The organism is Sphaerospermopsis aphanizomenoides BCCUSP55, assembly GCF_001586785.1.
GTDB lineage: Bacteria > Cyanobacteriota > Cyanobacteriia > Cyanobacteriales > Nostocaceae > Sphaerospermopsis_A > Sphaerospermopsis_A aphanizomenoides_A.
In genome coordinates this window covers 16,850-43,508 of record NZ_LUFH02000053.1, presented here as the reverse complement: position 1 = coordinate 43,508, position 26,659 = coordinate 16,850, and the positions used below count along the sequence as shown (strand labels likewise).

General features: G+C 38.1%; 21 protein-coding genes. 11 read left to right on the top strand and 10 right to left on the bottom strand.

Going from position 1 to position 26,659, the window contains the following annotated elements; genetic code table 11:
* The first annotated feature begins 190 nt into the window (after positions 1 to 190).
* A complete protein-coding gene (gene nadB / locus A0J48_RS14830; RefSeq protein ID WP_200324249.1) occupies positions 191 to 1,861 on the top strand; it encodes an L-aspartate oxidase in 1,671 nt (556 codons plus the stop codon).
* 259 nt (positions 1,862 to 2,120) lie between these two features.
* Here the strand turns inward: nadB and A0J48_RS14825 are convergent, their stop codons facing one another.
* From A0J48_RS14825 to btpA, 4 genes are all read right to left on the bottom strand, one after another.
* On the bottom strand, positions 2,121 to 2,285 hold the full coding sequence (locus A0J48_RS14825; RefSeq protein ID WP_200324247.1) for a hypothetical protein: 165 nt from the start codon (positions 2,283 to 2,285) through the stop codon (positions 2,121 to 2,123).
* Between the two features lie 733 nt (positions 2,286 to 3,018).
* A complete protein-coding gene (locus tag A0J48_RS14820) occupies positions 3,019 to 5,226 on the bottom strand; it encodes a CHASE2 domain-containing protein (RefSeq protein WP_200324245.1) in 2,208 nt (735 codons plus the stop codon).
* A 374-nt stretch (positions 5,227 to 5,600) separates the two neighbouring features.
* Complete coding sequence (locus A0J48_RS14815) at positions 5,601 to 6,587, bottom strand: vitamin K epoxide reductase family protein (RefSeq protein ID WP_200324243.1); 987 nt, start codon at positions 6,585 to 6,587, stop codon at positions 5,601 to 5,603.
* Between the two features lie 75 nt (positions 6,588 to 6,662).
* Positions 6,663 to 7,511, bottom strand: coding sequence for a photosystem I biogenesis protein BtpA (gene btpA / locus A0J48_RS14810; protein WP_200324241.1), 849 nt, complete (start codon positions 7,509 to 7,511; stop codon positions 6,663 to 6,665).
* 319 nt (positions 7,512 to 7,830) lie between these two features.
* On the opposite strand from btpA, the gene A0J48_RS14805 reads away from it, so the two are divergent.
* The 3 genes from A0J48_RS14805 to A0J48_RS14795 all read left to right on the top strand — a co-directional run bounded on the left by A0J48_RS14805 (position 7,831) and on the right by A0J48_RS14795 (position 11,450).
* Positions 7,831 to 8,016 carry a hypothetical protein gene (locus tag A0J48_RS14805; protein ID WP_200324239.1) on the top strand — a complete coding sequence of 62 codons (186 nt, stop codon included), beginning with the start codon at positions 7,831 to 7,833 and terminating at the stop codon, positions 8,014 to 8,016.
* Between the two features lie 413 nt (positions 8,017 to 8,429).
* Positions 8,430 to 9,755: a 30S ribosomal protein S12 methylthiotransferase RimO gene (gene rimO, locus A0J48_RS14800; RefSeq protein WP_200324237.1), complete on the top strand. Its 1,326-nt coding sequence runs from the start codon at positions 8,430 to 8,432 to the stop codon at positions 9,753 to 9,755.
* Between the two features lie 159 nt (positions 9,756 to 9,914).
* Positions 9,915 to 11,450: a DEAD/DEAH box helicase gene (locus A0J48_RS14795; RefSeq protein ID WP_200324235.1), complete on the top strand. Its 1,536-nt coding sequence runs from the start codon at positions 9,915 to 9,917 to the stop codon at positions 11,448 to 11,450.
* A 372-nt stretch (positions 11,451 to 11,822) separates the two neighbouring features.
* On the opposite strand, the gene A0J48_RS14790 is transcribed toward A0J48_RS14795, so the two are convergent.
* Positions 11,823 to 12,776 (bottom strand): hypothetical protein, encoded by a 954-nt coding sequence (locus A0J48_RS14790; RefSeq protein WP_234300931.1) that lies wholly within the window; start codon positions 12,774 to 12,776, stop codon positions 11,823 to 11,825.
* Positions 12,777 to 13,317: 541 nt separating this feature from the next.
* Here A0J48_RS14790 and A0J48_RS14785 point away from each other — a divergent pair.
* Positions 13,318 to 15,057: an ABC1 kinase family protein gene (locus A0J48_RS14785; protein WP_200324257.1), complete on the top strand. Its 1,740-nt coding sequence runs from the start codon at positions 13,318 to 13,320 to the stop codon at positions 15,055 to 15,057.
* Positions 15,058 to 15,065: 8 nt separating this feature from the next.
* A complete protein-coding gene (locus tag A0J48_RS14780; protein WP_200324233.1) occupies positions 15,066 to 15,440 on the top strand; it encodes a hypothetical protein in 375 nt (124 codons plus the stop codon).
* Positions 15,441 to 15,614: 174 nt separating this feature from the next.
* Here A0J48_RS14780 and A0J48_RS14775 read toward each other — a convergent pair whose 3' ends face one another.
* Entirely contained in the window at positions 15,615 to 16,283 is a 669-nt protein-coding gene (locus A0J48_RS14775; protein WP_200324231.1) for an MAE_28990/MAE_18760 family HEPN-like nuclease, read from the bottom strand.
* Entirely contained in the window at positions 16,276 to 17,373 is a 1,098-nt protein-coding gene (locus A0J48_RS14770) for a DUF262 domain-containing protein (protein ID WP_200324229.1), read from the bottom strand. Before A0J48_RS14770 ends, A0J48_RS14775 begins: the two co-directional genes overlap by 8 nt.
* A gap of 243 nt (positions 17,374 to 17,616) precedes the next feature.
* Between A0J48_RS14770 and tnpA the strand changes: the two genes are divergently transcribed.
* Positions 17,617 to 18,054, top strand: a complete 438-nt coding sequence (tnpA, locus tag A0J48_RS14765; RefSeq protein ID WP_200324227.1) for an IS200/IS605 family transposase — start codon at positions 17,617 to 17,619, stop codon at positions 18,052 to 18,054.
* A gap of 336 nt (positions 18,055 to 18,390) precedes the next feature.
* On the opposite strand, the gene leuS is transcribed toward tnpA, so the two are convergent.
* Both leuS and A0J48_RS14755 read right to left on the bottom strand, forming a co-directional pair.
* Positions 18,391 to 20,958: a leucine--tRNA ligase gene (gene leuS, locus A0J48_RS14760; protein WP_200324225.1), complete on the bottom strand. Its 2,568-nt coding sequence runs from the start codon at positions 20,956 to 20,958 to the stop codon at positions 18,391 to 18,393.
* Positions 20,959 to 21,330: 372 nt separating this feature from the next.
* A complete protein-coding gene (locus A0J48_RS14755; protein ID WP_200324223.1) occupies positions 21,331 to 21,507 on the bottom strand; it encodes a hypothetical protein in 177 nt (58 codons plus the stop codon).
* A 274-nt stretch (positions 21,508 to 21,781) separates the two neighbouring features.
* On the opposite strand from A0J48_RS14755, the gene A0J48_RS14750 reads away from it, so the two are divergent.
* Genes A0J48_RS14750 through A0J48_RS14735 form a run of 4 tightly spaced genes read left to right on the top strand, consistent with a single transcriptional unit; the run spans position 21,782 to position 25,022 of the window.
* The gene (locus tag A0J48_RS14750) at positions 21,782 to 22,333 is read left to right on the top strand and encodes a COP23 domain-containing protein (RefSeq protein ID WP_200324221.1); all 552 of its coding nucleotides are present in this window, start codon (positions 21,782 to 21,784) and stop codon (positions 22,331 to 22,333) included.
* 6 nt (positions 22,334 to 22,339) lie between these two features.
* The gene (locus tag A0J48_RS14745; protein ID WP_200324219.1) at positions 22,340 to 23,131 is read left to right on the top strand and encodes a S1 family peptidase; all 792 of its coding nucleotides are present in this window, start codon (positions 22,340 to 22,342) and stop codon (positions 23,129 to 23,131) included.
* Positions 23,128 to 24,342 carry a GUN4 domain-containing protein gene (locus A0J48_RS14740; protein WP_200324217.1) on the top strand — a complete coding sequence of 405 codons (1,215 nt, stop codon included), beginning with the start codon at positions 23,128 to 23,130 and terminating at the stop codon, positions 24,340 to 24,342. Before A0J48_RS14745 ends, A0J48_RS14740 begins: the two co-directional genes overlap by 4 nt.
* A gap of 50 nt (positions 24,343 to 24,392) precedes the next feature.
* On the top strand, positions 24,393 to 25,022 hold the full coding sequence (locus A0J48_RS14735) for a hypothetical protein (RefSeq protein WP_200324215.1): 630 nt from the start codon (positions 24,393 to 24,395) through the stop codon (positions 25,020 to 25,022).
* A gap of 114 nt (positions 25,023 to 25,136) precedes the next feature.
* Here the strand turns inward: A0J48_RS14735 and A0J48_RS14730 are convergent, their stop codons facing one another.
* On the bottom strand, positions 25,137 to 26,504 hold the full coding sequence (locus tag A0J48_RS14730; protein WP_200324213.1) for a serine/threonine-protein kinase: 1,368 nt from the start codon (positions 26,502 to 26,504) through the stop codon (positions 25,137 to 25,139).
* Positions 26,505 to 26,659 lie beyond the last annotated feature (155 nt).

The window sequence follows — 26,659 nt, the reverse complement described above, 5'->3', positions numbered from 1 at the left end:
AGGGTGCAGGGGGCAGGGGAAAAATTACTTCTTTCTTCTTTCTTCTTCTTCCTGAACTCCTGAACTCCTGAACTCCTGAACTCCTGAACTCCTGAAGTGCGAAGCGTGGCGTTAGCCATACTCCTGAAGTGCGAAGCGTGGCGTAAGCCATACTCCTGAACTCCTGAACTCCTGAAATTCTTTTATCATTTTGAATTTATTAGATATTCCTAACCAATTTGATGTTTTAATAGTCGGTGCTGGTGCGGCTGGACTATACACAGCCTTGTGTTTACCTGAATCCCTACAAATCGGTTTAATTACTAAAGAAACCGTAGCTTTATCTGCTAGTGATTGGGCCCAAGGTGGTATTGCCGCTGCCATCTCTCCAGAAGATTCACCAAAACTGCATATAGAAGATACATTAAAAGCAGGTGCGGGTTTGTGTGATGTCAAAGCTGTAGAATTTTTGGCTCAAAAAGCCCCTAGTTGTATTCAATCCCTGGTTAACTTAGGGGTAGCCTTTGACCGTCATGGTAACAACCTGGCTTTAACTTTAGAAGCCGCCCATTCCCGCCATCGCGTTCTTCACGCCGCAGATACTACAGGCAGGGAAGTAACCACTACTCTCACTGCTAAAGTATTACATTGTCGAAATATCCAAGTTATACAGCAAGCTTTAGCTTTATCCTTATGGATAGAACCAGAAACAGGGCATTGTCAAGGAATCAGTCTGTTTTATCAAGGTAAGGTTATCTGGGTAAAGGCTAACGCTGTAGTCTTGGCAACAGGTGGCGGTGGTCAAGTATTTGCCCAAACCACTAACCCGGCTGTAAGTACAGGCGATGGAGTAGCTATAGCTTGGCGGGCTGGGGCTGTTCTCCGCGATTTAGAGTTTGTGCAGTTTCACCCCACAGCCTTGACAAAACCAGGACGCTTTCTCATCAGCGAAGCTGTACGTGGTGAAGGAGCGCACCTTGTTGATAATCAAGGACGACGTTTTGCTTTTGATTATCACCCCGATGGAGAACTTGCACCAAGAGATGTGGTAAGTAGAGCTATTTTTAGCCATTTGCAAAATACGGCTGTTGATCTTGCCACGGCACATGTCTGGTTAGATATGCGCCCCATCCCTGCTGATAAAATTCGCCATCGTTTCCCTAACATTATTAAAGTTTGCCAGCATTGGGGTATTGATGTCTTTAATGAACCGATTCCTGTAGCCCCTGCTGCTCATTACTGGATGGGTGGTATTCTCACAGATTTGCAAAATCGCACCAACATCCCTGGTTTATTCGCTGTGGGAGAAACGGCTAGTACGGGAGTTCATGGCGCTAATCGTCTTGCGAGTAATTCTCTACTGGAATGCATCGTATTTGGAGCGCAAATGGCAGATTTAGAGATGGAAATATCTAGCAAGGTTCAAACTAAAGAATCCAAATCTCTCTCCCAACCTTTATCTTTTGAGTTGTCTTTCAATGATTGGGAAAATCAACAAGTGCAGCTAGAAGCCATCAGGGACAAGTTACCTCGTGTAGTTTGGCAAAGTGCTGGTATTTGTCGAGAACAGTCAACCTTGGAAAGTGCGATCGCTACAGTTGCATCTTGGCAAAATGAGTTTTCTAATTTACCCTTAAGTCAATTCTTGCAAAATTTACATCCTACAGAAACCGCCAGTTTCAACTTACCAAATATTGATCAACAGTTGCGACTTTGGGCAGAAACCCAAAATTTATTAGATGTAGCTTATTTAATTCTCAAAAGTGCTGCTTTTAGAACTGAAAGTCGCGGCGGACACTACCGTCTAGATTACCCTCAACTAGATCCTGATTGGCAAGTTCACACAACTATCCGAAATAATCACTGGTACAAATCTGATTGAATATTACAAATTTAACCAAAATACAAAGTCTCAAGTCTAGGGAGCATCTCAAATGTGTAAGTTTATTTTTTGAAAATCTGGCAATAGCTCTCAGGCTTGATATGAATCAACCGCAAAGAACGCATAGACGCGGAGCGTCTTCCCGCAGGGTAGGACACAAAGTTAAGAGGGTTTAAGAGAGTTTTTAGTATTGCTGCGTTTATTTTGGCTTTTATGGGGACCCTCCCAAAATCTAAAATCCAAAATCTAAAATCCCAAATCAGCGTGTTCCACTACCATATTCACTATCAGGCGCTCCATAGTTTGGAGGAATATATCTATTTTGCTCAATACTATTTATCTCATTAGCTGTGAAGTTGGAGTTTTCAGTATCGCTAAAACCATTAACTATTAAACTATGAAAGGTAATTGTTACCTCTGTCATTTTGGGAATCAAGATAAATACAGCTATTATACATAGCAGTACAATCCCTGTTATTCTAGCATTGTTTTCAATATTCCTCAATAAACTTAATAGCATATATGTGCGTCCCGATTTGTTTTGCTGTCAATTTGGGATTGATAAAGTTTTCCATTTAAAATCACAGCTTGGTAAAATTACAGCGTATTGCTTTCTAGACCAAATAAGTAGACCTTAAGGCAGGTATCAAGAAGGTTTTACTGTTTTATAAGTAAAGTTCAACGCGCTAAATCCTGATTGACGGCTGTATTGCTGTTAACAAAAAACTACTGAACCTAGGATAAGTAGGTTGTGTTAATTTTTTCCTGAGTATCGAAACTATTATTTTTGAAAAAACTCTTCTTATTAAGAAATATTTCTAATATGCCCCTTGCAGCATCAGTCTTCAGATGGATATTTACTATTTATCAGAATAAAATGAGTAATTTAGCTAATATTTAATCAAAGCTTAATTTTTGTGGGTGTAAATACTAATTTTTTAGAGAAAAAAAGTATAAATATTCAAAAATAATTATTATTCGTCATGTAAATTATTGTTGGATGATGAGGAAAATCACCAAATTTTAACAAAATTTAAGAAATCAAACTTAGACCTAAGCATTCACTAGTCAGCCGTCACTCATCAGCTAAAATCGCTTTTTAAGGTGATTCCTTTAATTATTTCAAAATATTGCCTCCTCCCTGGTTAAAACACTCTTCAGGAAAACTGATAACGATTTCTCCCAAGATGCTTGGCTTGGTACATTGCTATATCAGCTTGTTTAATCAGAGTTTCACTGTTTTCACCATTGATGGGGTAAATACTAATACCTATACTGGCAGAAACAGTAATGGTATGACCATCCAAAATAATTGTTTCAGTGATAACATTTAAAAGTTTTTCTGCCACTGTAGCTGCAACTTGCACATTAGAAATAGCCCGTAATATTACTGTAAACTCATCACCACCTAAACGAGAAATCGTATCACTAGCACGTAAAGCATTATTTAGACGTTGAGCAATAATTACCAGCAGGTGATCGCCCATTTCATGACCTAATGTATCATTTACTGATTTAAAACCATCTAAGTCAATAAACAATAATGCCAACATTAAATTGTTATTTTTCGACCAATTAAGAGATTCATAAAGTTGTTCCGTGAAAAATTTGCGATTTGATAACCCAGTGAGAGGGTCATGGTATGCTAATTGCCGGAGATGGTTTTCTTGAATTTTCAATTCATAATTGGAACGAGATAAATCATCAGCAGTACGTTTCAATTCAGTTTCGATTTGTTTGCGTTGAGTGATATCTCTAATTACACCCACTAAGAATAAATTACCAGCCGCATCTTTGTGGAGCGATCGCTTAGTGGCAATTAGATGAGTATTGCCATTGGCATCAGTAAATTCTTCTTCATGTTCTTGGGCTTGATGAGTTTGAAAAACAAGCTGATCTTGTTGCCGAAAGATGTCTGCTTCATGTTGAGGAAAAAGGTCATAATCCGATTTTTCCATCAATAAATGATAGGGATAACCAATAAATTGACAATAAGCCTCATTTAAAACAATCCATTCACGTTTTTGGTTTTTCACAAAAATGGGGTCGGGAATAGTATTAATAACTTGATGTAAAAAATCTTTAGAACGTTTTAATTCTTCCTGTATGTAAGCATTGTAAAAATTCAAGGCAATAGCTGAAGCTAAAAAAGTTAACCAAGCAGGAATAATAGGTATCCACCAGCCAAATAAAAATGCAATATAAACAATGATGTTCAACACCAAACCAGACAATATAAATATCAATATATTCTTGTTTGGGTGTTTAATTCGCCATACAGTTACTGTTCCTACGAAAGACCAAAGAAAAATCCATAAGCTTTCTAATAAATCAGACCAGACTTTAAGTAATGGTCTTCCTTGCAGAGCAGCAGAAATTAATTCATCAATAACATAAGCTTGCAATTGCACACCAGAGACAGGTTTGGCCTCACTCATACCCAGGAAATGACTAGAGTGGGGAATAAATAAAAAATCCTGGAGACTAGGTGCTGTAGAACCGATGAGAATGATGCGATCGCGGATTAAATTTTCTGGAACTTTATTAGCTAATACATCTACCAAAGATACCTGATCATAACCACAACGTTGGCTCAGTGAATTTTGACATTGAGGTTTCGGAAAATTAGATAAGATTTGGTATCCTCTAGCATCCGAACCAACATAAGCACCATTGTTACTTTCAAATCGAGTAAATATAGCCTTACCTAACTGTAAATATTCAGGATTGCTGGCAGATTTTTGAGGTGTAATTCCCTCTGATTTTAGATATAAAACGGCCAACTTCAAAGCCAAACTTTCATAGGCTTGATTATTAGAATGCCAATATAACAGACTACGACGAACTTTGCCATCAGGGTCATAAAGCACATTATTAAACCCCACTTGACCAAGCTGCTTTAATTTGGGTGCAGGGAAAACCCTACTATTTTTGTTATTTGCCAGTAGTTCGATACCAATTAAGTTTGGCATTGATTGATAAACTTCCAAAAGTTTTCTATGACCGGGCTGTACAGGCAAATCTCTATATATATCTAAGCCAATGGCGCGGGGTTTATATCTATTTAATTTGGATAAAACTTGAGCTATCTTCTCATCAGAAATAGGCCAAGAACCTAACTGACGCACAGTAGTTTCATCAATTGCTATGATAGTTATACGTTCATTAGCCGCTTCATAGGGACGTAAACTAAACAATTGATCTAAAGCTGCTAATTCCAAAAACTGTAATAATCCCACATATCGGAATAATAGTACACAAATAGCAATCCACGAGGCTGTCATTAATTCTCTGCGTCCTTGACAAAGTATTTGTTGGATTGCAAATACAAGTCTAAGAAGAAAATTGTGGAACTGTTGATTCATAAAAACCTCGTCCAAGAAACAAGGGTGTAGGGGTGCAGAGGGAAAATTTCTTCTTCTAACGGGGAATTTGAGATTTTAGATTTTAGATTAAAAAAATTTGGTATAGGTCAGGAGTCCTTCAGGACGGAAAAATACTCGCTGCGCTGCGTACGCTTCGCTAACGTAAATCCAAAATCGAGTGACTAGTAACTGAACATTACTTACTGATTTTGACAGTGTTTTGATAAAAATACCAAATCCCCAACTTCAGCCATCAGCAAAGCTAGGGACAGATTTAAAAGAAATAGTTTGGTAAGGGTGTAAGGGTATGATTCGGACTGATGCTAGTTTGCTAGTTTTGAACGTAGCTTTTGTTTGTGAATTCTGACGGTAGTTTACTTAAAATACTTGAAATTGCGAGAACCTGTATAATCAGAGATATTACTTAGTTCATTCAAGTTCTGTACACCGCTATAGGTTTTACCATTGATAATCCAGGTGGGATAACTTTCAATTTTTGCAGCTATACAATCTTGTGTTTGTAGGTTGGGATTACCAGGAGAAGCACATTCAACGTGGTTGATTTCTTTGTAAGCTTCTTGGCCAAAGAGTAGCTTTTGTTCGTGACAGTGCGGACACCACCAAGCAACATACTCTTTTGCACCGATTTTGGTTAAATGTTTTGCTAACTCAATTTCTGACTCCCCAGAAGTAGTGGTAATTTTCCAACCGACATCTGGTGTTGGTTCTTCTTTTTTCGGATCGAAGAAAATCTGCACTGCTTTACCATCTGTGGGTTCAGCAATATTACCTGATGTATTAACACCAGAGTAAATACCCAATGTTGCAATCAGTGTCACCATACCGACAATAAGAGCAGTAAAGAAGATTTGTCCAATATCTTCCCAGTCGCGTCCTAGGATAGTGAGGGTTAACATACTCAAAGCAAACAAAGCCGAAGCAATGCAGTAGTAACATACAGCTTTGAGTTCAAATGCCAAGACATACATTAAATATCCACTAAATACTGACATAGCGATCGCTCCCACCAACAGCAACCACCAAGTCAGGTTTTCTATCTGTTTACGACTTTTATTCCCTTCCACCGAGTTCAAAGCCAAGGGAAATAAAGCCAATACAAACATACTGATATACGCCAACAAGCCAAACAAAGCTAAAGGTTGTCCAAAAACTGTACCCCAGGCACTAGAAAGTACGTCTGTGCAACCTTTAACATTTTCTGGCGTGGTACAAACAGGATTACCTCCCGTGAGCTTTTCAAAGGTGAGATAACCTGTATTTAAGATACCTAATCCAGCGATCGCACCGATTAATGGACGCGACCATTTATGAATCCAAGGAGTAGAACGCCGGCGAATCATAAGTATTACTCAGGGAATAGGGAATAGGGAATAGGGAATAGGGAATACCTGTTTACAGTCCCCAGTCCCCAATTCCTAAGAATGTAATTTTACTTCTGAACTTGATTTACTTTCACCTTGAGAGTTCCAACTCCGGTGAGCAGCTTCCACAAATTGACTGACGCGGATGGGATCTATCGGTTGAGCAATCTGTCCGTGACGTTTGAGAGAGCTAGAAACAATCACACCATCTGCAACTTGCATGAGGCTATCAATATTTTCCCAACTAGCCCCGCTACCGATAAATACCGGTGTACCAGCAGCAGCACCATAAGCAAGTTCCAAATCTTCTATGTTAGGAGGACTGCCAGTAGCCCAGCCTGATAAAATCACTCCATCTGCTAATCCGCGTTCAATTGTATCTTTAACAGCAACTGTGAGATGAGGAGAACTTAAAGGACGAGCGTGTTTGACCAATACATCAGCTAGGATTTTCACATCAGAGCCTAGTTCCCGACGATAACGGAGTAATTGATGGGCTTCTCCTTCAATTAATCCCTGATCTGTAGCCATTATCCCTGTCAGAACATTAACGCGAATAAATTGCGCTCGCACACAACTAGCAATTGCCATTGCACTGATGCTATCATTCCGCAAAACATTTAAGCCCACAGGTAAAGTCACCAGATTCTGTATTCGCTGTACCACAACAGTTAGGGAACTGACAACTGCTGGATCAACTTGGTTTTTAGCAAACGGAGCATCGAAAAAATTTTCCACAATTAAGCCGTCTACCCCTCCACTGGCAAGGGCTGTAGCTTCTTGTTCAGCGCGGTCAATTACCGCTTTGAGGCTACCTCCCCAACGGGGTGAGGTAGGTAGGGGTAGTAGATGAACTACGCCAATAATCGGTCTACGAGTTTTGAATAGCTGATATAAGTCCACGTCTTTAATTTGTTTGGCAAAGTCCAGAATTGAAATTTTTTTGTTGTATGTAGGAGGCAGGGTGCAGGGTGCAGGGAAGATAAACTACTGAACTATTGATAGCGTATCCCTGAAGTGAGCCGTAGGCATAGCTTGGCGTATTAATCCTAAGTCGTCACGCAAGCTATAGCCATGCTTCTGAAACTCCTAACTCGGTACTCGGTAATCGGTACTCAGGTTCATGATTCAGGAGTTGGTGCATCTCTTCCTTCTCAAGATGTAAATTGGTGTTAAACCTTTCATAAGATATGTTAAGATAAAACTTGGCTACAAGAGGAGTTTGCCACTCACAAGACGCAAGGCAGCTTCCCGTGATTTAGGCACATTGCCAGCGCATTGTCGCAGGTCTAACCTAAGATATAGGGTAGCATTACGGCTTTATGGGCGTAGTCGCGTTTGCGATTTCCCTGAAGGTAGCGACTTCTCAAAAACAGCCCTTTGGGCGGCTTCCCGATGGGTAAATTAACAACGCACACGCTGCGGTAGTGTAAAATACCAATAAGCGAATCGTTAAAAATATTAAGAGTGTTACAACTACCAAAAGACACTCACTTTTACCCTAGGAAACAGATTAATAAAAACATCATAGCATGACCTCTATATCGTGACTGATTAGAGTCATACGTCCACGGGCATTTACAAAAAACTACCGACAGTGGAGACCCATTAACCCAAGTTGCTAGTTATAAAAATGTAAGGGTTCAGGGGTTTAAAGGTGTAGGGATGTAGGTAAAAAATAACCACCAGCCTTCTCCTCTCTGTCTTAAGAGCCTTTTGCTGTTCGTCTTTTGTTTCCTGATCAAGGTGCGGGAAAAAGCACCTCATTATTGTTTTTAATGTTTGACTGCAAGAGAAAAAAACTGAAGATATTTTCAAAATATGGGTGACAAGCCAACGATTGCCATTTCTCACTTGGGCTGCGAGAAAAACCGAATAGATACAGAACATATGTTAGGACTGTTGGTAGAAGCAGGTTATGGTGTAGATACAAACGAAGAATTAGCGGATTATGTAATTGTCAATACTTGTAGTTTTATCGAAGCCGCCAGGGAAGAATCGGTAAAAACCTTAGTAGAACTGGCAGAAGCCAATAAAAAAGTTGTTATTACTGGTTGCCTAGCGCAACACTTTCAAGAACAATTATTGGAAGAGTTGCCAGAAGCAGTAGCCGTAATTGGCACAGGGGATTACCACAAAATTGTCAATGTCATTGAGCGGGTAGAACAGGGAGAGAGGGTGAAACAAATTACCGCCCAACCTACCTACATAGCGGATGAAACCACACCCCGCTACCGGACGACAACCGAAGGAGTAGCTTACCTGAGAGTTGCCGAAGGATGTGACTATCGTTGTGCATTTTGTATTATTCCCCATCTGAGAGGGAATCAGCGATCGCGTACCATTGAATCCATAGTTGCCGAAGCCGAGCAATTGGCAAATCAAGGGGTAAAAGAAATTATTCTAATTTCCCAAATTACCACCAATTATGGTTTGGATATTTACGGACAGCCAAAGTTAGCGGAATTACTTCGAGCTTTAGGGAAAGTAGATATACCGTGGATCAGAATGCATTATGCTTATCCTACTGGACTCACCCCAGATGTAATAGCAGCAATTCAAGAAACACCCAACGTTCTGCCTTATTTAGATTTACCCTTGCAACATTCCCATCCAGAAATTCTTCGCGCCATGAACCGTCCCTGGCAAGGAAGAGTTAATGATGGAATTATTGAGCGAATTAAAAACGCCCTCCCCTCATCAGTGCTAAGAACCACATTTATTGTTGGTTTTCCTGGAGAGACACAGGAGCATTTTGAACATTTATTAGAGTTTACCAAGCGACATGAATTTGATCATGTTGGTGTCTTCACCTTCTCACCGGAAGAGGGAACCCCCGCCTACAATTTACCAAATCAATTGCCACAAGAATTGATGATAGAGCGTCGTGATCAACTCATGGCACTCCAACAACCAATTTCCCTCCACAAAAATCAACAGGAAGTAGGCAAAATAGTTGATGTCCTGATTGAGCAAGAAAACCCCGAAAGTGGAGAATTAATCGGCCGTTCCGGCAGATTTTCCCCAGAAGTTGATGGTCAAGTCTATGTTCAAGGCGACGCAAGGCTAGGAACCATCGTGCCAGTAAAGATCCACAATGCCGATGCCTACGACCTCTACGGACAAATTGTCATTGCCGGGAATTAGGGAAATTTTAGATTTGAGATTTGAGATTTTAGATTGGAGTCAATTTAGGAGAATCCAAAATCCAAAATCCAAAATCCAAAATTGAATTACCCAATGCCCAATTTACAAATAAGTATCGGTTTACAAGTCCAAAACTCACAATAAAATCTAGGAGAATTAATGAATCTTACCTTTCAAGAACTAGGCATTTCCCAAGAGCGTGTTGAGCAATTAGAAAAACTTGGCTTTACCACACCTACAAATATTCAGGCTCAAGCTATTCCCCAGTTATTAGCGGGTCGTGATGTGGTTGGTCAATCGCAAACAGGTACAGGCAAAACAGCAGCCTTTTCACTACCGATGTTAGAAAAGCTGGATGTGAGCAAAAAAGCTGTACAAGCCCTAGTTTTAACACCTACTCGTGAATTGGCAATGCAAGTTCATGATGCCATTTCCCAATTTATGGGTGATGATGGATTGCGCGTATTGGCAATCTATGGAGGTCAGTCTATTGACCGTCAAATGATGCAGCTAAAACGTGGTGTTCACGTTGTCGTGGGTACACCAGGACGGGTGATTGACTTGCTAGAGCGTGGTAGCTTAAAGCTCGACCAAGTGAAGTGGTTTGTCTTAGATGAAGCTGATGAAATGTTGAGCATGGGCTTTATTGATGATGTGATCAAAATTCTGTCCCAAGCCCCTACAGACCGCCAAACGGCTTTATTCTCGGCAACTATGCCCCCATCCATTCGCCAATTGGTGAACAAGTTTTTAAACTCTCCGGTGACTGTCACCGTTGAGCAACCAAAAGCTGCACCCACCAAAATCAATCAGGTAGCTTACTTGATTCCTCGTCATTGGACAAAAGCTAAAGCTTTACAGCCAATTCTGGAAATGGAAGATCCAGAAACAGCTTTAATCTTTGTTCGCACCAGACGCACTGCCGCAGAACTAACCAACCAATTACAAGCTGCTGGCCATAGTGTGGATGAATATCATGGCGACTTGTCTCAACAAGCACGGGAAAGGTTATTGACCCGCTTCCGTAATCGCCAAGTCCGCTGGGTGGTAGCGACTGATATTGCTGCACGGGGTTTAGATGTGGATCTGCTTTCCCACGTGATTAACTATGACCTGCCCGATAGCGTAGAAACCTACGTTCACCGTATCGGTCGGACTGGTCGCGCTGGTAAAGAAGGAACTGCGATTTCTTTGGTACAACCTTTTGAACGTCGCAAACAACAAGCATTTGAACGCCATAACCGCCAAAGTTGGCAAGTATTGTCAATTCCTACCAGGGCGCAAATTGAAGCCAGACACATTCAAAAACTGCAAGAACAGGTAGCAGAAGCTTTAACTGGTGAACGTTTGGCTTCGTTTTTACCAATCATTAGCGAATTGATTGAAAAATATGATGCTCAAGCGATCGCAGCTGCGGCTTTACAAATTGCCTACGATCAAACTCGTCCGGCTTGGTTACAATCTGGTGTAGATATTCCCCAAGAAGAAGCCACTCCCAAACCCAAACTCAACAAGCGTCGTGATGGTGGCGAACAACCACGTAGCGGTGGTGGCGAACGTAGTCGTTCTTCTTGGTCTAAATCAGACAACAATGGTGAAGAAGGACGGGGAACACCCAAGCCCAAGTTACGGACAAACCGCCGTGAACCTTCTATTACACCTAGCAATCAAAAATTGGGTTCACATCGGGAATAGAGGTTTGAGTTTATTTTAGATTTTGGATTTTAGATTTTGGATTGAAAATTCACAAATTGATGCAATTGTAAACCGATCATTGTTCGTAATCTAAAATCACCAATCTAAAATCTAAAATTTTTCAAGGCGGGTGATGTTACATAACTCGCCTGATTGATCATTTTTGATTTTTCTACTCCAAGGGCAAACATTTTGTTTTATGCCAGCAGTCAGTAGCAAACTTCTTTTGGTGCATGAATAAATAGTCGTCGTGCCAAATAAATTGCACATTTTGGCACAGGAACGGGGAAAAGAACCAGATTTTAGGAATTTCTATTTTTTTGGCAAAATGTATAATTAATCTGGCTGAGGTACTTTTTTATTTGGAATTGCCTAATTTCCCGTCGGTGTTGATTTGCGTTTTTGTGCTTCCTGCTGTGCTGCTTGACTATATTCTTTGTATAATTTAGCCCTAATTTGAGCTTCTTGATAACGGCTATGTTCGGGTGAAACTTGGCTCATTAAATCAGAAGCCCTTTGCCATCTAGCAGCTAGTTCTAACCATTGAGTTGAAGTTGTAGCTATTTTACCAGCAGCGGTAGCTTGGTTGGCCAGCCTCACAGCATCTGCAAATAAATCATTTGTTGGAGAAGAAAGACTTTTTTGAGCGTTGAGGGATGATGCTGGTGATTGAATCTGATTTGTTGTTTGCAAGGATGGTGAAATATCCAGGGGAATAAGATTTTTGATTGTTTTTCCTAAGCGGGAATCAGCTTTTCCAAACAACACCACGATTGTACATAAACCAGTAGCTGCTATGATTGTTTTTTTAGCGGAAATTTTGTGTCTATATTTTTTAGTTAATAAAGGTTGAGATTTAGGTAAAATTGGTTTTCCAGTTTCAGTATAAACTGCTATCACATCTTGAATTAATCGTTTGATCATACCTGGTTGAGAGAGCGTAATTTCCTGTGACCACAGTAATTGATTAGTGCGATCGCGGTTAATTTCCTCTAACCACAGTAATTGTTCTTCCTTGACAATTCGACAATTAATATTGACTTTGCGAATGTTACGAGGTGCAGTCGCATCAAGAGTTTGCTGAATTTCTTGCACCAAAGTAGATTGATCAAGTTGCTCTACTGTAGCTGCCTCACACAACAGTTGTAAGACACCATCAGCGAAAATAGCTCTGGTTCTGACACCAGACATAACTAGCTTTTCATTCAGCAGTTGAATAATCGCTGCCACACTACCTTGACGAGCTTGCCAAGCGATATCATTTATTCTATCTACCATCGGATATTTAGTGATAGCTCTCACACCCTGACCTGTTAACGGACTCATTAAGTTAGAACTCTGTTCTTACAAACTTTACCTAGTTTAAAATTGTATGAGTAAACAGAATAAGTTGCCAGATCAAATTACAAAGATTTGAAGGGTGTGGGATGTGGGTATAAAGTAAGTCGGGCTTGCTGCAAAAGTTATCTGTGTTCAGAAGTATGGCTGAATACCTAGTCTAAAGTTTTCAGACATCACGTTGTAATTTTTTTTGTATAAAAAAAACCACATTCCCAAGCGGTTGTGTAACGTGATTTAGAAACCAAATCATTAAGAAAAGATAAAATAGTCCAGTTATGAGACAAAAACTTGTACTTTTATAAAGTATAATTAAGAAAAAGATAAAGAAATCTAGGCAGTAAAAATAAGCTTAGTTTCCCGTATATATTACTGAGGACATCTAGAAATAGGTAAGGTTTAATTTTTTCTTGTAGCTAAAACAGAAAGAATATAATTACTCTACCTAGAATTCTTGACTAACAATCAGCTTGTAGCTAAAAAAACAAGCAACACTGTAAAGTTACCAGTTGAAGAGGCAAATAAAGGCGTGGGTCAGTATCAACCTGCTCAATTACAGCAGTATAATCCAGACGCGATCGCTCGTTACTATCGTTACCGTCCCTGGTTAGCTTGGGGCAGACTACTGAGAATCATCTTCTCTTTTGCAGGTTTTATACTCAGTCTCAAGTGGGATGAATGGCAAAATCAAGTGGATCAGAATCAGGGTAAACGCGCTACCCAATTGCGAGAACTGCTCACTAACCTTGGTCCGACCTTCATCAAAGTTGGTCAAGCCCTCTCCACCCGGCCTGACTTAATCCGCAAAGATTTTTTAGCAGAACTGGTGAAATTGCAAGACCAGTTACCACCGTTTGATCAAGCCTTAGCGCAACATATTATTGAAACTGAACTTGACCGATCCATTGGAGAGGTATTTAGAGAACTATCTCCCAAACCAGTGGCAGCGGCCAGCTTGGGTCAAGTATATCGGGGTCGTCTGATGAGTGGGGAGGAAGTAGCAGTAAAAGTGCAACGACCTTATCTCCGTCCAGTGATTACACGAGACTTGTATTTAATGCGCTGGGCAGCGAGTTGGCTGAGTCCTTGGTTGCCCCTCAATCTCGGACACGATCTGACACTCATTGTGGACGAGTTCGGTACAAAATTATTTGAAGAAATTGATTACATTAACGAAGGTCGGAACGCCGAAAAATTTGCGAATAACTTCCGTGACGACCCTCAAGTCAAAGTTCCCGCTATTTACTGGCGTTACAGCACTAGTCGCGTTTTAACCCTGGAATGGATTAACGGATTTAAACTCACAGATACCCAAAGCATCTGCAAAGCAGGTTTAGATCCCGAAGCCATAATTCAGATCGGTGTCACATCTGGGTTACAACAATTACTAGAACATGGCTTCTTTCATGCCGATCCTCATCCAGGTAATTTATTTGCTGTTCCTGAAGGAGGGATGGCTTACATCGACTTTGGCATGATGGATCAATTGGAGGAGACTACGAAGGAAACATTGGTCGATGCCTTGGTACATCTTGTTAACAAAGATTATACCGACTTAGCAGAAGACTTTGTGAAACTTGGTTTTCTCGCTCCAGAAACAAATATTGCGCCAATTGTGCCAGCATTAGAAGCAGTGCTGGGAAATGCCATTGGTAAAAATGTTAAAGACTTTAACTTCAAAACTATCACCGATGAATTCTCGGAATTGATGTATGAATATCCTTTTCGAGTACCTGCGAAGTTTGCTTTAATTATTCGTTCCCTGGTGACACAGGAAGGTATAGCTTTGAGCCTCAACCCCAATTTTAAAATTGTGGAAGTAGGTTATCCTTACATAGCTAGGCGTTTACTCACAGGAGAATCTCCGGCATTAAGAAGGCGCTTACTGAATGTGTTATTTAAAGACGGTAAATTTCAATGGCAGAGGCTAGAGAATTTAATTTCCATTGCGCGTACTGATGGGGAATTTGATGTTTTACCGACAGCGAGAATGGGTTTACAATATCTACTCTCGGAAGAAGGTAAATTTCTCCGTCGTCAATTGGTGTTGGCATTAACTGAAGATGACCGCTTGCACACCGACGAAGTACAAAGACTGTGGAATTTAGTCAAAAATGACTTACCACCAAATCGGTTGTTAGATGTAGCAATCGGTATTTTAACAGAGTTATCTAGGGAAGGTATAGCGGCTATCCTGCCACAAGTTACATCTTTGATTTCCTTTACTAGTAACCAGACACCAAGTAAAAATTTATTGACTAACAATTAGGAATTTTCATGTACTATTACCCTCTGCAACCACCTTATGTCCTACTTTTGGTGGGATTTCTCACAGCATTAACTTGTGGTTTAGCCTTATCTGGAACTTTGAAAGTAATTGTGCAGAAATGGCCAAAGTTGCCCCAAGAACCTATAAAATCTAGCTCCTCCTTAAAACAATTGTTGCTGCCATTTATCGGCATCAGTGGAGGTGTTTGTTTATTCATGTCTTCTGGGTTAGAGATATTTGGCTTTCCATCTCCTCTGGCTTTAGGTATTGGTTTACCCCTGAGTTTGGGAACTTGTTTGTTTGTTTGGTTGCAGTTAGGAAGTTTGCTGGAATTTGTCAGTAGTCGAGGAATGCAATCTTTGGATTTAGATTCTTGGTCGTGAACTATCCACACTGTACCGTCAGGTCAGTGTGGGCTTCTTTACTCAGGTCAAGAAGGCGCTTTCTAAGTTTAAAAGTAAAAAACGAAGTCACAGAAATAATTGTACAATAAACCCCCCAATCAACCAACAATGATATATAAGTTGGGTTGCATTGCATTTAACCCAACCTACACACTATTTAAGATATGACCTATTTATAAACCCAGTTTTAATTCTCTCAAACACTAAATCCATAAGTTTATCAACCAGTTTAATTGCTCTTTCTAAATCTTCTCTCTTTACTACTATAGAACTTTGTTGTCCATGAGCAACTGTATTTCTAATTTTGAGGAGGAATTTATCGAGTTCCTCTTCTAATGAATATTTAGGTTCTGGATATTCGGGAATTTTATCTAAATTGAAATCAGACAATATTCTATTTAATACTTTAAAACCAACATTGCTTTCTGTATTGATCTTTGGACTGATTTCCAAGGGATTAGTTTTATAAAACACACCCAACCTATTAAAAAAATTTACTTTTTTGTTAAATTTATCTGCATCTGGATATTGTTTAAATTGGGGAAATGTAGATTCAAGATGATATATTATTATTGAGTCACACACTTGATCAATAGTAAGTTCTAATTTATTTAGCTCTCGAACATATATTTGAAAAGCAGTTTGAATAAAACCTTCCCAAGTAGCATAAACTATTGGGATTGAATAGTAAAGGAATAATTCCTCATCTGTGTTTGAAAATCCATATCTAGCGCACAGCAATTTTAACCATGACATTAACTCTCTTCTTTCATCAATGTCTGACATTATTTCTTGTTCTAAAAGAGTAATCTGATTAGTCATTATTATTGATTTTTCCAAATATTCGCTTTGCTGCTGTCAGACGATTGATAATTCTGTCTTTTTGATTATTTCCTTCTTTTCCTCCTCTTCTGGAAAACTTCATTACAGTTTTATCTGTACGTACTTCCTGATTTATCTTATTCAAGATAACTTCTGATGGCTGAAGTTTATAATAATCATAGTTTTCTGCCATACCAATCGTAATAACATCATAAAGAGCAGTTGCGAAATTGCCGTCAGGCTGTCGAAAAATCTTTCTTCCTAAAGGTTTAAGTAATGCAAATACTTGAGTAAATATTCTTTTGTAACCTTCATAGTCAAAATTTTCATTTTCTAACGCATCTTTCATGAACTGAGTCATGTGTTGTGAAATACTGGTGCGGACATTTTTCTGATTTTGGTAAAGAGAAATAAATCTCAATGCTAATTCCTCATCATATAATTGCTCATATTGCTCATTGCTCAAATCAATTAATGTCCGAAAATCTTGATTAGCTGCAAGTTCTTTGAGAAAATCATTAAACTTAGGTGAAATATCCCTGTAAATACAATTTCTAATTTCCTGAGTAGTCAACGGAGAACCACCAGTATTCAATCTATTGAAAAGTTCAAAGCGCATATCATAGTTACTATTCCATCTGAGAATTTCTACTCTACAAGTAGCTCTTTTGATATTCAATCTAAACTGATTTGGTATTGTTTCATAGGTAAATCCTTCCAAAGCTTCGACTCTTTCACCTGCTGTTAACATCCAATTATTTTTCTTCCTAATACCTTCATCTTCGCTTTTCAAAACTCCGAAAAAAGAAAGTACAGTAGAAATTCTTTGTAACCCATCAACTAATTCCCATACTCCATCACTGTCTTCAGCTACAAATATAGGAGGGATGGGAATACCTAAAAGTATAGATTCAATAAACCGTGTTCTCTGTTCTTCATCCCAGCGAAAATATCTTTGAAATGCAGGTTTAATAACTATTTCCCTCCGTTCATACATACTCATGATTTCACCGAAGGATACATCAAGTCTATCGGTGTTTAATAAGTTTCTCTGTTCTTCGATTTGTATTTTCAGTTTTTCAGTATCCATATCATTTACCATTAGCAATGGGTAATTTTTATTAATGTGATTATATCAATTTGTAGGTTGGGTTAAGTAAACCCAATATCAAGCAATAATAACATGACTGCCTGGGAATTAATTCTCAGTCTCATAATATAACCGCCTGGGAATGAATTCCCAGTCTAATAACAAAAGTCGGCTGAAGCTGACTATTTTTTTGGGAATAATGAATATGAAAACATTGATAATGATCAATAACTAGGGTGTATTATGGCTTTGTGGAGATTGTATTATCATTTGGTTTGGGCAACAAAAGAGCGTCAGTTATTAATTACCGATGAAAGAGAACCGAAAATTTATAGTTACATTATTAGCAAAGCTGATGAATTAGAAACAATTATTCATGCTATTAATGGTACAGAAAACCACATTCATATAGTAGCTTCCATTCCTCCGAAAATTTCCATATCTGAATTTGTGCAAAAAATCAAAGGTAGCAGCACTCATTATATTAATAATGTATTTTCGTTACCAGATATGTTTGCTTGGCAAAGAGGATATGGTGTATTTTCGTTAGGGAGAAAGCAACTAGAAGAAGCTGTGATTTATGTGAAAAATCAAAAGGAACATCATTCACAGAATACGATAATTAAATCTTTGGAAGATTTTAATCAAGATGATGATCCACCGCAGAAAATTTATATGTAATTTACATTTAGTCAGCTTTAGCTGACTTTTGCTATTAGCCTCAGAATTCATTCTGAGGCGGACTTGGGGATAATAGGAAGATGGGATGTGGATATCAGTGGAATTTTTAAGTCCAGATGCTATCAACCGCCTGGAAATAAATTGTTAAAACCCGATAACCCGCCTGGGAATGAATTCCCAGTCTAATAGCAAAAGTCGGCTGAAGCCGACTATAAGATTTTCATGTTTATGACAGGTTTGTGATTAATTCTGTAGGTTGGGTTGACGTAAGGAAACCGAACATCAACCAATAATAAATGTGTTAGTTTGCATTGCATTTAACCCAACCTACAAAAATTAACCTAAAACGAAATTCACCAACTTACCAGGAACAACAATCACCTTCTTAATTTCCTTCCCTTCAATATAACGCTTCGCCACCTCAGACTCCCGCGCATACTTCTCCAACTCAGCCTTATCTAACTGCGAAGGAACTTGAATAGCACCGCGAGTTTTACCCATAATTTGAATTACCAAAGTAATCTCATCAGCTATCAAAGCCGCAGAATCAAAAATCGGCCAAACTTGTGTATGTACCGTCCCCTTATTTCCCAACAAATGCCATAATTCATCAGCAATATGTGGTGCAAAAGGCGCTAACATAATCACCAAAGTTTGAATCCCTTCCGCATAAATCGGTGAATTATTACATTTAGCATCAGTTAACGCATTACTTAACTTCATCAATTCCGAAATTGCGGTATTGAATTGATATTCATCTTCCACATCTTCCGTAATTGCTTGAATTGCTAAATGAATCGCTCTCCTTAAATCCTTTTCCTCTTTACTTAACTTTTCCAAATCAGCTTTTTGCTTACAAACTCCCGCCGCAGCGTAATCTGTCACCAACCGCCAAACGCGATTTAAAAAGCGGAATTGTCCCTCAACATCAGCTTCATCCCATTCCAAATCTTTTTCTGGAGGTGCTTTAAATAAGATGAACATCCGCGCCGTATCAATGCCATATTTATTAATCACATCTTCCGGTGCAACACCATTCCCCTTAGATTTAGACATGGTAGCATAGAGACGTTGTAAAGGTTCTCCAGTTTGCGGATCAACAGGATTATTTGCATCAACTAAATGAGAAGGAATCCATTTATCCTTACCGCTTTTTTTCGGGTTCATGTATGTTAAACCCTGTACCATTCCCTGAGTTAATAACTTTTGAAATGGTTCATCAAAATTCAACAAACCTCTATCTCTTAACACCTTGGTAAAGAAACGAGAATACAATAAATGTAAAATCGCGTGTTCAATTCCACCCACATATTGATCAACCGGCATCCAGTCATTTACTCTGCTACCATCAAAAATCTTTTCTGCATTTGTAGCATCAGTAAACCGCAAGAAATACCAAGAAGAATCAATAAATGTATCCATCGTGTCGGTTTCTCTTTTTGCTGGAGTACCGCAACTTGGACAAGGCACATTTACCCAACTTTCTAATTGTGCTAAAGGTGAACCACCACGGCCACTTAATTCAATTTCTTCTGGCAATTGTACAGGTAAATCTTTTTCTGGTACGGGGACAATTCCACATTCAGGACAATGAATAACAGGGATAGGTGCGCCCCAATAACGTTGACGAGAAATTAACCAATCTCGCAAACGATATTGTACCCTTTCTTTACCAAAACCTTGTTTTTCTGCAAATTCAGTAATTGCCTTTTTCGCATCTACAGAATTTATGCCATTAAACTCACCGGAATTAACTAAAATTCCCGGTTCTGTATATGCTGCTTTTAAAGTTTCCTCTGCACCAATTTCCGGAACAATTACTACTTTAATCGCTAAATTCTGCTCCTTTGCAAATTTGAAATCTCGCACATCATGGGCAGGTACACCCATCACCGCACCAGTACCATATTCATAAAGTACGTAATCTGCAATCCAAATAGGTACTTCTTCCCCAGTGAAGGGGTTGATAGCTTTCCCCCCAGTGGGTATACCCCGTTTTGGTTTATCTTCTGCGGTTCTTTCTAACTCGCTTTGATTGCTAACTTCTTTAATAAAGGCTTCTACGGCTACTTTTTGTTCTGATGTGGTGACAAGTTGAGTTAAGGGGTGTTCTGGGGCTAATACGACGTAGCTAACGCCATAAACGGTGTCGGGACGGGTGGTATAAACGCCGATTTTTTCCTCTGCCCCAACAATAGGAAATTCTAAATATGCACCTGTGGATTTTCCAATCCAGTTTGCCTGCATTAATTTTACCCGTTCTGGCCAACCAGGCAATTTATCCAAATCATTTAATAATTCTTCGGCATAGTCGGTAATCTTCAAAAACCACTGACGCAATAATTTACGTTCTACTATTGCCCCACTGCGCCAAGAACGTCCTTCGCTGTCAACTTGTTCGTTAGCTAATACAGTTTGGTCAATGGGGTCCCAATTAACTGCGGCTTCTCTTTGATAAGCTAAACCCGCTGCTAGAAATTGCAGAAAAATCCACTGTGTCCATTTGTAATAATCGGGAGAACAAGTAGCTAATTCTGCATCCCAATCTAAGGATAAACCCAGACGCTGTAATTGTTTCCGCATCTGGTCTATATTTTGATATGTCCATTTGGCGGGGGGTACACCTCTATCAATGGCGGCGTTTTCTGCTGGTAGTCCGAAAGCATCCCAACCCATTGGATGTAATACACGATATCCTTGCATCCGTTTAAGGCGAGCAATCACATCTGTAATTGTATAATTGCGGACGTGACCCATGTGCAAGCTACCGGATGGGTAGGGGAACATGGAAAGCGCGTAGAACTTTGGCTTGTTTTTGTCTTGAGGTGTTTTATCTAAACCAAGTTCTAACCATGTTTGTTGCCATTTTTCCTCAATTTCGGCTGGGTTATATCGAGAATCCACAGTAATTTTTCCTAATTTTTTTTAAAATTATATCAGTTATTAAATGAGGGATCTTCTATGGCTCTCAAAAAAATTCATGCTTAGATTAATATACATTGCAGTCAGGGAAAGAAATAGAATGACGGATGTTTTGCTTACACTTGTCTATTAAATTTCAAGTAACATCAGGAACAAATCCGCATTGTTGAAAACCCATAATTGCTTTGCGCCCAACTGCCTGATCAAAAATACTCGATATCATTTCATGATATGTGTTGTAGGCAATATCTCAGATGTATAAATATGGGAAGATACAATTTTCCATCACTGCAAGTTTTATGATTTAATCATGGTTTTTATGTCTAAAAATATAGATATAAATATCTGAAAATTTTAAACTTCCACTGTTGTAACTTTGTTGAAGTTAAGCGGTATCATCAATCCGGGGACTTCAAAAATAACATTAGAATTTGAAGAGTTGATGAGAAGTGAAAGTTCTTGTGCGGAATTGAGCCGAAACTGATTCACTAGTTCCAGTATTTCTCTTGTCCGTGCGGTAGGTTGTGCCATAGTAGTTCTCTTACTTGTATAGTATAGTTAATCATTAAGTATAAATTATTTATGTAATTAGACGTTACTAGTAAATATACTGTAGTGTGTATAACTAGTGTTATAGAGGAGAAGGGGAAATAATTAATAATTATCTATCTAGCCGTGTATAAAAATTATAAATAATGTAACTAAGCAATTTTACTAGAAACATATCTTTATGGTAATTTTACATAATAATTAAGCGTGTACTACTACTATGTTGCATAATAGCGATAAATAAAGCAAATAAATTATGAACAAACCTTTTTCCAGGCAATTATTCGCAGCCTTGATGCGAACCGTTACCCTAGCTTCTTTAACAGCATTAGCCACAACCTCAGTGATTAACCAACCCAGCTATGCGGGAAGCGCAACCTTTTACTGTGGTAAAAGTAAAGGTCTACCCGTCACCTTTGCCCGTACTCAAGATGGTAGAAAAGTAACTATAATTCGCTGGACTTCTAATGCTTATTTTCCACCACCTTGGACTGCTCAACGTCGTTGTGAAGAGGTATCGCGCAGATTTCAAAGAAGCAATGACAACGGTACACTGAAAAATATTACTACTGGGATAGTGAACGGTGAACCTGTAGTTTGTGCAGGTACTAGCCAAAATCCTAATTGTACAAGTAGTAATTTGTTATTTACTCTCAAACGGGGGGTTAATCCTAGTGCTACTTTACGTAGACTATTAGATCGTCGGGGTCTAGCTGCTGGTAATAACCCTCTCGATGAAAGTGCGAGCGATACCATTAATATTGATTTTGAGCGTTTCTTGGAAAGTGCCACAGTTGAACCAGATTAAATGAACATGAACTGGCACATATTAAAATTTGTCGCCTGTATTGGCGGTTTGTCAATGTTGCTTTCAGCTTCAGCAATAAATATCAGTATTTCTGCTGAAAAAAGCAGCATTACAGAACCGCCTACTCAATTATCAATAGAACAATTAAAGGAAAAAGCAGCAGCCATTTCTGTGAAGATATTATCAACAGATTTCTTAGGCTCAGGAATATTACTGAATAAACAAAATTCCGTTTATACAGTATTAACTAATGCCCATATTTTGAGAGCAGATGACCCCCCTTATTGGATTCAAACACCAGATGGTGAAATCTATCAAGCGAGTGTACCAAACAATGTGAATTTTCAAGATTATGATTTAGCAATATTGCAATTTACAAGTGTAAAAAAAGAGTATTATGTAGCTGCTTTAGGTGTTTCTCCAAAGGTGGGTGATGAAGTATTTGTGGCAGGTTTTCCTGTGCAGGAAGAAACAGAAGAAATTAACTTTGTGTTTAATAGCGGTAACGTTTCTTTAGTTTTAGAAAAAGCTTTAGGACAAGGCTATCAAGTTGGATATACCAACCGTTTAGAAAAGGGAATGAGTGGAGGAGCTTTATTGAATAAAAGTGGTGAGGTTGTTGGTGTGAATGGTATGCACGCTTATCCTTTATGGGATGTTCCCTCTATATTTATGGATGGTGAGCAAGCAGAGGAAAATTTACATCAGCAAATTATCCGTTTGAGTTGGGCTGTACCAATATATAATGTGATGCAAAAGATGGAAAAATTGGAGATATATGAGGATATAAAAAAATGAAAATTCATTACACATTTTTAACTATAGTAATAGGCATATTAATCACATTTTTACAGCCGCAAATAGCCCTGGCAATATGTAGTAATAAACAAGTGGATGAAATAGCTGAAAAAATCACTGTCTTAATTGACAGTAAGGCATCTGGCTCTGGAGTAATTATTAAGAGAGAAGGCAATACTTATACTGTTCTCACAGCTTATCATGTTGTTAAAAATAGCCAACTTAAATATGAAATTGTCACCCCAGATAATCAACGCTATCCACTTTATCAGACAGTAAAACTACTGGATAAGAATATAGATTTAGCTGTTTTGCAGTTCAACAGTAGTAGAAATTATCAAGTAGCTCAATTTGGTAATTCTCAAAAATTACAAAGAAGAACAAAAGTTTATGTAGCTGGTTTTCCTGTGAAAACAGGCTCAGTGAATGTATCTGTTTATGATTGCCGTGATGGTAAATTGATTGACAATATTACTAATATAAATACATCATTAAATAATAACGGTTATAATTTAATTTATGATAATCCTACGTTATCGGGAATGAGTGGAGGACCAGTTTTAAATGATAATTCTCAAGTTATAGGAATTCATGGTAGAGGTGAGCAAGCAATTGATATTGATATTGATCTGATTAATTCCTCTGTTGCTACTGTCAAGTCAGGTAGAAATTTAGGCATTGCCAGTTCTATATTTTTGAAATTATTAGCGAGAATAGGTTTAGATGTAAATGTAAGTTCAGTCACAGAAACAATATCCACTAATAGCAATAGTGAAAGTTTTTTTTCTACCGAAAGATTAGAAGAATTATTATCCCAAGGTAATTTTCAAGAAGCTGATGAAGAAACAAAATCTTTGATTTTACGTATGAGTCAATCTTCTAATGTACTGAATGCTCAGTCAATTCCTCGATTGTCTTGTGCAAGTCTCAGTAATATTAATAGAATTTGGAGAAGCAATAGTCAAGGACGTTTTGGTTTTGCTGTGCAAGCACAAAAATGGAAGAGTTTATTTGGGAATAAATTTGAAGCAACAAATGAATATTTTGATGATTTTGCTACTGAGTTGGGTTGGCGTTATCGTGGTCGTTTCTTGCCCAAGGAGCAGATTAACTATTCCTTAAATGCTCCTGTAGGACATCTGCCTAGATTATTTTTAGATGGACCAATTTGGGGAAAATTTATTGCCTATTTAGATGTTTGCAAAATTTAATACATTAATATATAGTTAAGTAAATTTATACTCGACTTTTGAGGTGAAAAATGTCTCTTAAAACTCGCTATGTATCCTACTTGATTAATCTTTTTTTATTCTCAACTCCATTGGTATTCATACCATCTTTACCAAGTTGGGGACAATTACTTCCTACTGATCCTGAAATTGGTTTTGAAGTTGAAGGACAATCAGAACTAAATCAAATAGTTGTTCCTTTATTTAGATATGTTGGTGAATGTCCCAGTTCTAAAATTTATGCAGGTAAAGTTAAAGCCTGGTTTACATCCTCAACTCAACCTCCCAGAAAAGATAGAAAAGTAATTATTAGGAACATTTCGCGGGGAATGTCTCCTGATAACTTTCCATTCACAGAAAGGGACTATAGCAAGGGTAGATCCGCAGAGTCAACTGACATAACTTTTGGTACTCAACATAGAGACAGTACATTTGTTATTAGAGATGATAACAATGAATTTGAATATGAAATTAGGGAGAACAATTCAGTAGTTGAAAGAGGACAATTTTCGGCTGTCGTGAACAGAAGTTCCACTGTATCAGAAGTTTATCGAGAAGCCACAGAAGTAGATAAAGGATACTGTGCAGAAAAAGGTAAAGGTTTTTTCTCTCCTTGCAAGAGATGGGTATCCAATAAGGTCAGAGAATGTCCTAAAGACTAATAGGTTCTTTACTGTCTGAATCAGGATTGCCAGGATTAAAGGATTTACAGGATAAGAAAACTGTAATGATTTTCTAGTATTATCACTAAATGCTGTAAATCATGATTCAGACAATTAATCAATTTCCAATGATTTAATCATTTTTTCTGCTGTTTCCACAAACTCATCATAATCAGCTATTGTTGCAGTATAAAAAATTGTATAAGCCTGTTCACCTTTTAAAATCACAACCTGCATATTTTTCAAACTATATTTCCCATTCGTGCCACTAAAAATTAATTGACTAGCTGGTTTATTTGCCTTTGTTGTTATCAATTTTTCAATTATCTTTGAACCTGAAAAAGTATTTTGAATTTCTTGAATATTGGATGCTTGCAACGCCTCTAATGTACCAGAAAATCTATCAACACTAATTGTTACCTTTTCTTGAAAATTATCTGTATCACTTTGTTTAGGAGAGATAAAAGTAACAATTTCCGCAGTAATCGGGTTTTCTAAATCTTGTCTTTCCCAGACTTTTGGATATTTTAACTTGATTCCATAATTGGAATTTTCATATAAATTAAAATCATCTTTGGGAATCAGGAAGATAATTAAGCTAGTAACGGTGGCAATTCCTAATCCTACCCAAACCCGCCAATCTATCGGTTTAGGTATAGGCTTTGGTATTAAATTTTTAACTGCTTGTAAAGCTTCCTTTGCAGTCGGGTAACGGTTACGAAAGTCATAGCTCACCATTTTATCTAAAACTGCTGCTAGTTTTGGACTAACATTTGCATATTTACGCCAAATAATTTCTCCTGTCTTTGCATCTTCTGCTAATTCATGAGGTAATAAACCTGTAAGTGCTTGAATGGTAATAATTCCTATTGCATAAATATCACTACTCAATTGTGGTTTACCTCTTTGTTGTTCTGGTGGCATATAACCAGGAGTACCAATAATTATAGTAGAGGTAAGTTTTCCCTGACTATTTATCACCTGTGTTGTCACTTCTTTAACTGCACCAAAATCAATGATCACAATTTTATTATCTGATTGACGACGGCGGATATTATCTGGCTTAATATCTCTGTGTATAACTTCATTTTTATGAACAAATTCTAATACTTCTAAAATTTCTATTATGAGTTGAATAACTTCAGATTCTCTCTTTTTTTGACCTGATATTAATTCATCACTCAAATCATGGCCTTTTATATATTCCTGAACTATAAAAAACTCTTTATTTTCTGCAAAATGAGCTAAAAGAGTGGGTATTTGATCATGTTGTCCTAGCTTTTCTAAAATCTCTGCTTCTTGGTCAAAAAATTCTTTAAGTTTTTTTAAAGTATCTGCTTCTATACTGGGTGGTGTAAACTGCTTAACTACACAAAAAGGGTTTCCTGGTCGTTTGGTGTCTTTCGCTAAAAAAGTAGTTCCAAACCCACCTTTCCCCAAGGGTTTGTAATTATCATATTCGTAACGCCCACCTATCTTCATTTTGATATTCACCCCTACTCAAAAAGTCATCTTGGTTGATGTATGGTTAATTTTGGCACAAGTTGACCCTTGAGTAAAATATCTAAACAAAGCTTGAGAAAATGTGGCTACACAAATAAAATTCGCTTGCGCGAAATGAAATAATAAAAAATTAT

Excerpts from the sequence above, each read along its gene's own strand:
- A0J48_RS14825 (WP_200324247.1), bottom strand. The coding sequence starts at position 2,285 with ATGACAGAGGTAACAATTACCTTTCATAGTTTAATAGTTAATGGTTTT.
- A0J48_RS14820 (WP_200324245.1), bottom strand. The coding sequence starts at position 5,226 with ATGAATCAACAGTTCCACAATTTTCTTCTTAGACTTGTATTTGCAATC.
- A0J48_RS14815 (WP_200324243.1), bottom strand. The coding sequence starts at position 6,587 with ATGATTCGCCGGCGTTCTACTCCTTGGATTCATAAATGGTCGCGTCCA.
- rimO (WP_200324237.1), top strand. The coding sequence starts at position 8,430 with ATGGGTGACAAGCCAACGATTGCCATTTCTCACTTGGGCTGCGAGAAA.
- A0J48_RS14795 (WP_200324235.1), top strand. The coding sequence starts at position 9,915 with ATGAATCTTACCTTTCAAGAACTAGGCATTTCCCAAGAGCGTGTTGAG.
- A0J48_RS14790 (WP_234300931.1), bottom strand. The coding sequence starts at position 12,776 with ATGAGTCCGTTAACAGGTCAGGGTGTGAGAGCTATCACTAAATATCCG.
- A0J48_RS14780 (WP_200324233.1), top strand. The coding sequence starts at position 15,066 with ATGTACTATTACCCTCTGCAACCACCTTATGTCCTACTTTTGGTGGGA.
- A0J48_RS14775 (WP_200324231.1), bottom strand. The coding sequence starts at position 16,283 with ATGACTAATCAGATTACTCTTTTAGAACAAGAAATAATGTCAGACATT.
- A0J48_RS14770 (WP_200324229.1), bottom strand. The coding sequence starts at position 17,373 with ATGGATACTGAAAAACTGAAAATACAAATCGAAGAACAGAGAAACTTA.
- tnpA (WP_200324227.1), top strand. The coding sequence starts at position 17,617 with ATGGCTTTGTGGAGATTGTATTATCATTTGGTTTGGGCAACAAAAGAG.
- A0J48_RS14755 (WP_200324223.1), bottom strand. The coding sequence starts at position 21,507 with ATGGCACAACCTACCGCACGGACAAGAGAAATACTGGAACTAGTGAAT.
- A0J48_RS14750 (WP_200324221.1), top strand. The coding sequence starts at position 21,782 with ATGAACAAACCTTTTTCCAGGCAATTATTCGCAGCCTTGATGCGAACC.
- A0J48_RS14745 (WP_200324219.1), top strand. The coding sequence starts at position 22,340 with ATGAACTGGCACATATTAAAATTTGTCGCCTGTATTGGCGGTTTGTCA.
- A0J48_RS14740 (WP_200324217.1), top strand. The coding sequence starts at position 23,128 with ATGAAAATTCATTACACATTTTTAACTATAGTAATAGGCATATTAATC.
- A0J48_RS14735 (WP_200324215.1), top strand. The coding sequence starts at position 24,393 with ATGTCTCTTAAAACTCGCTATGTATCCTACTTGATTAATCTTTTTTTA.
- A0J48_RS14730 (WP_200324213.1), bottom strand. The coding sequence starts at position 26,504 with ATGAAGATAGGTGGGCGTTACGAATATGATAATTACAAACCCTTGGGG.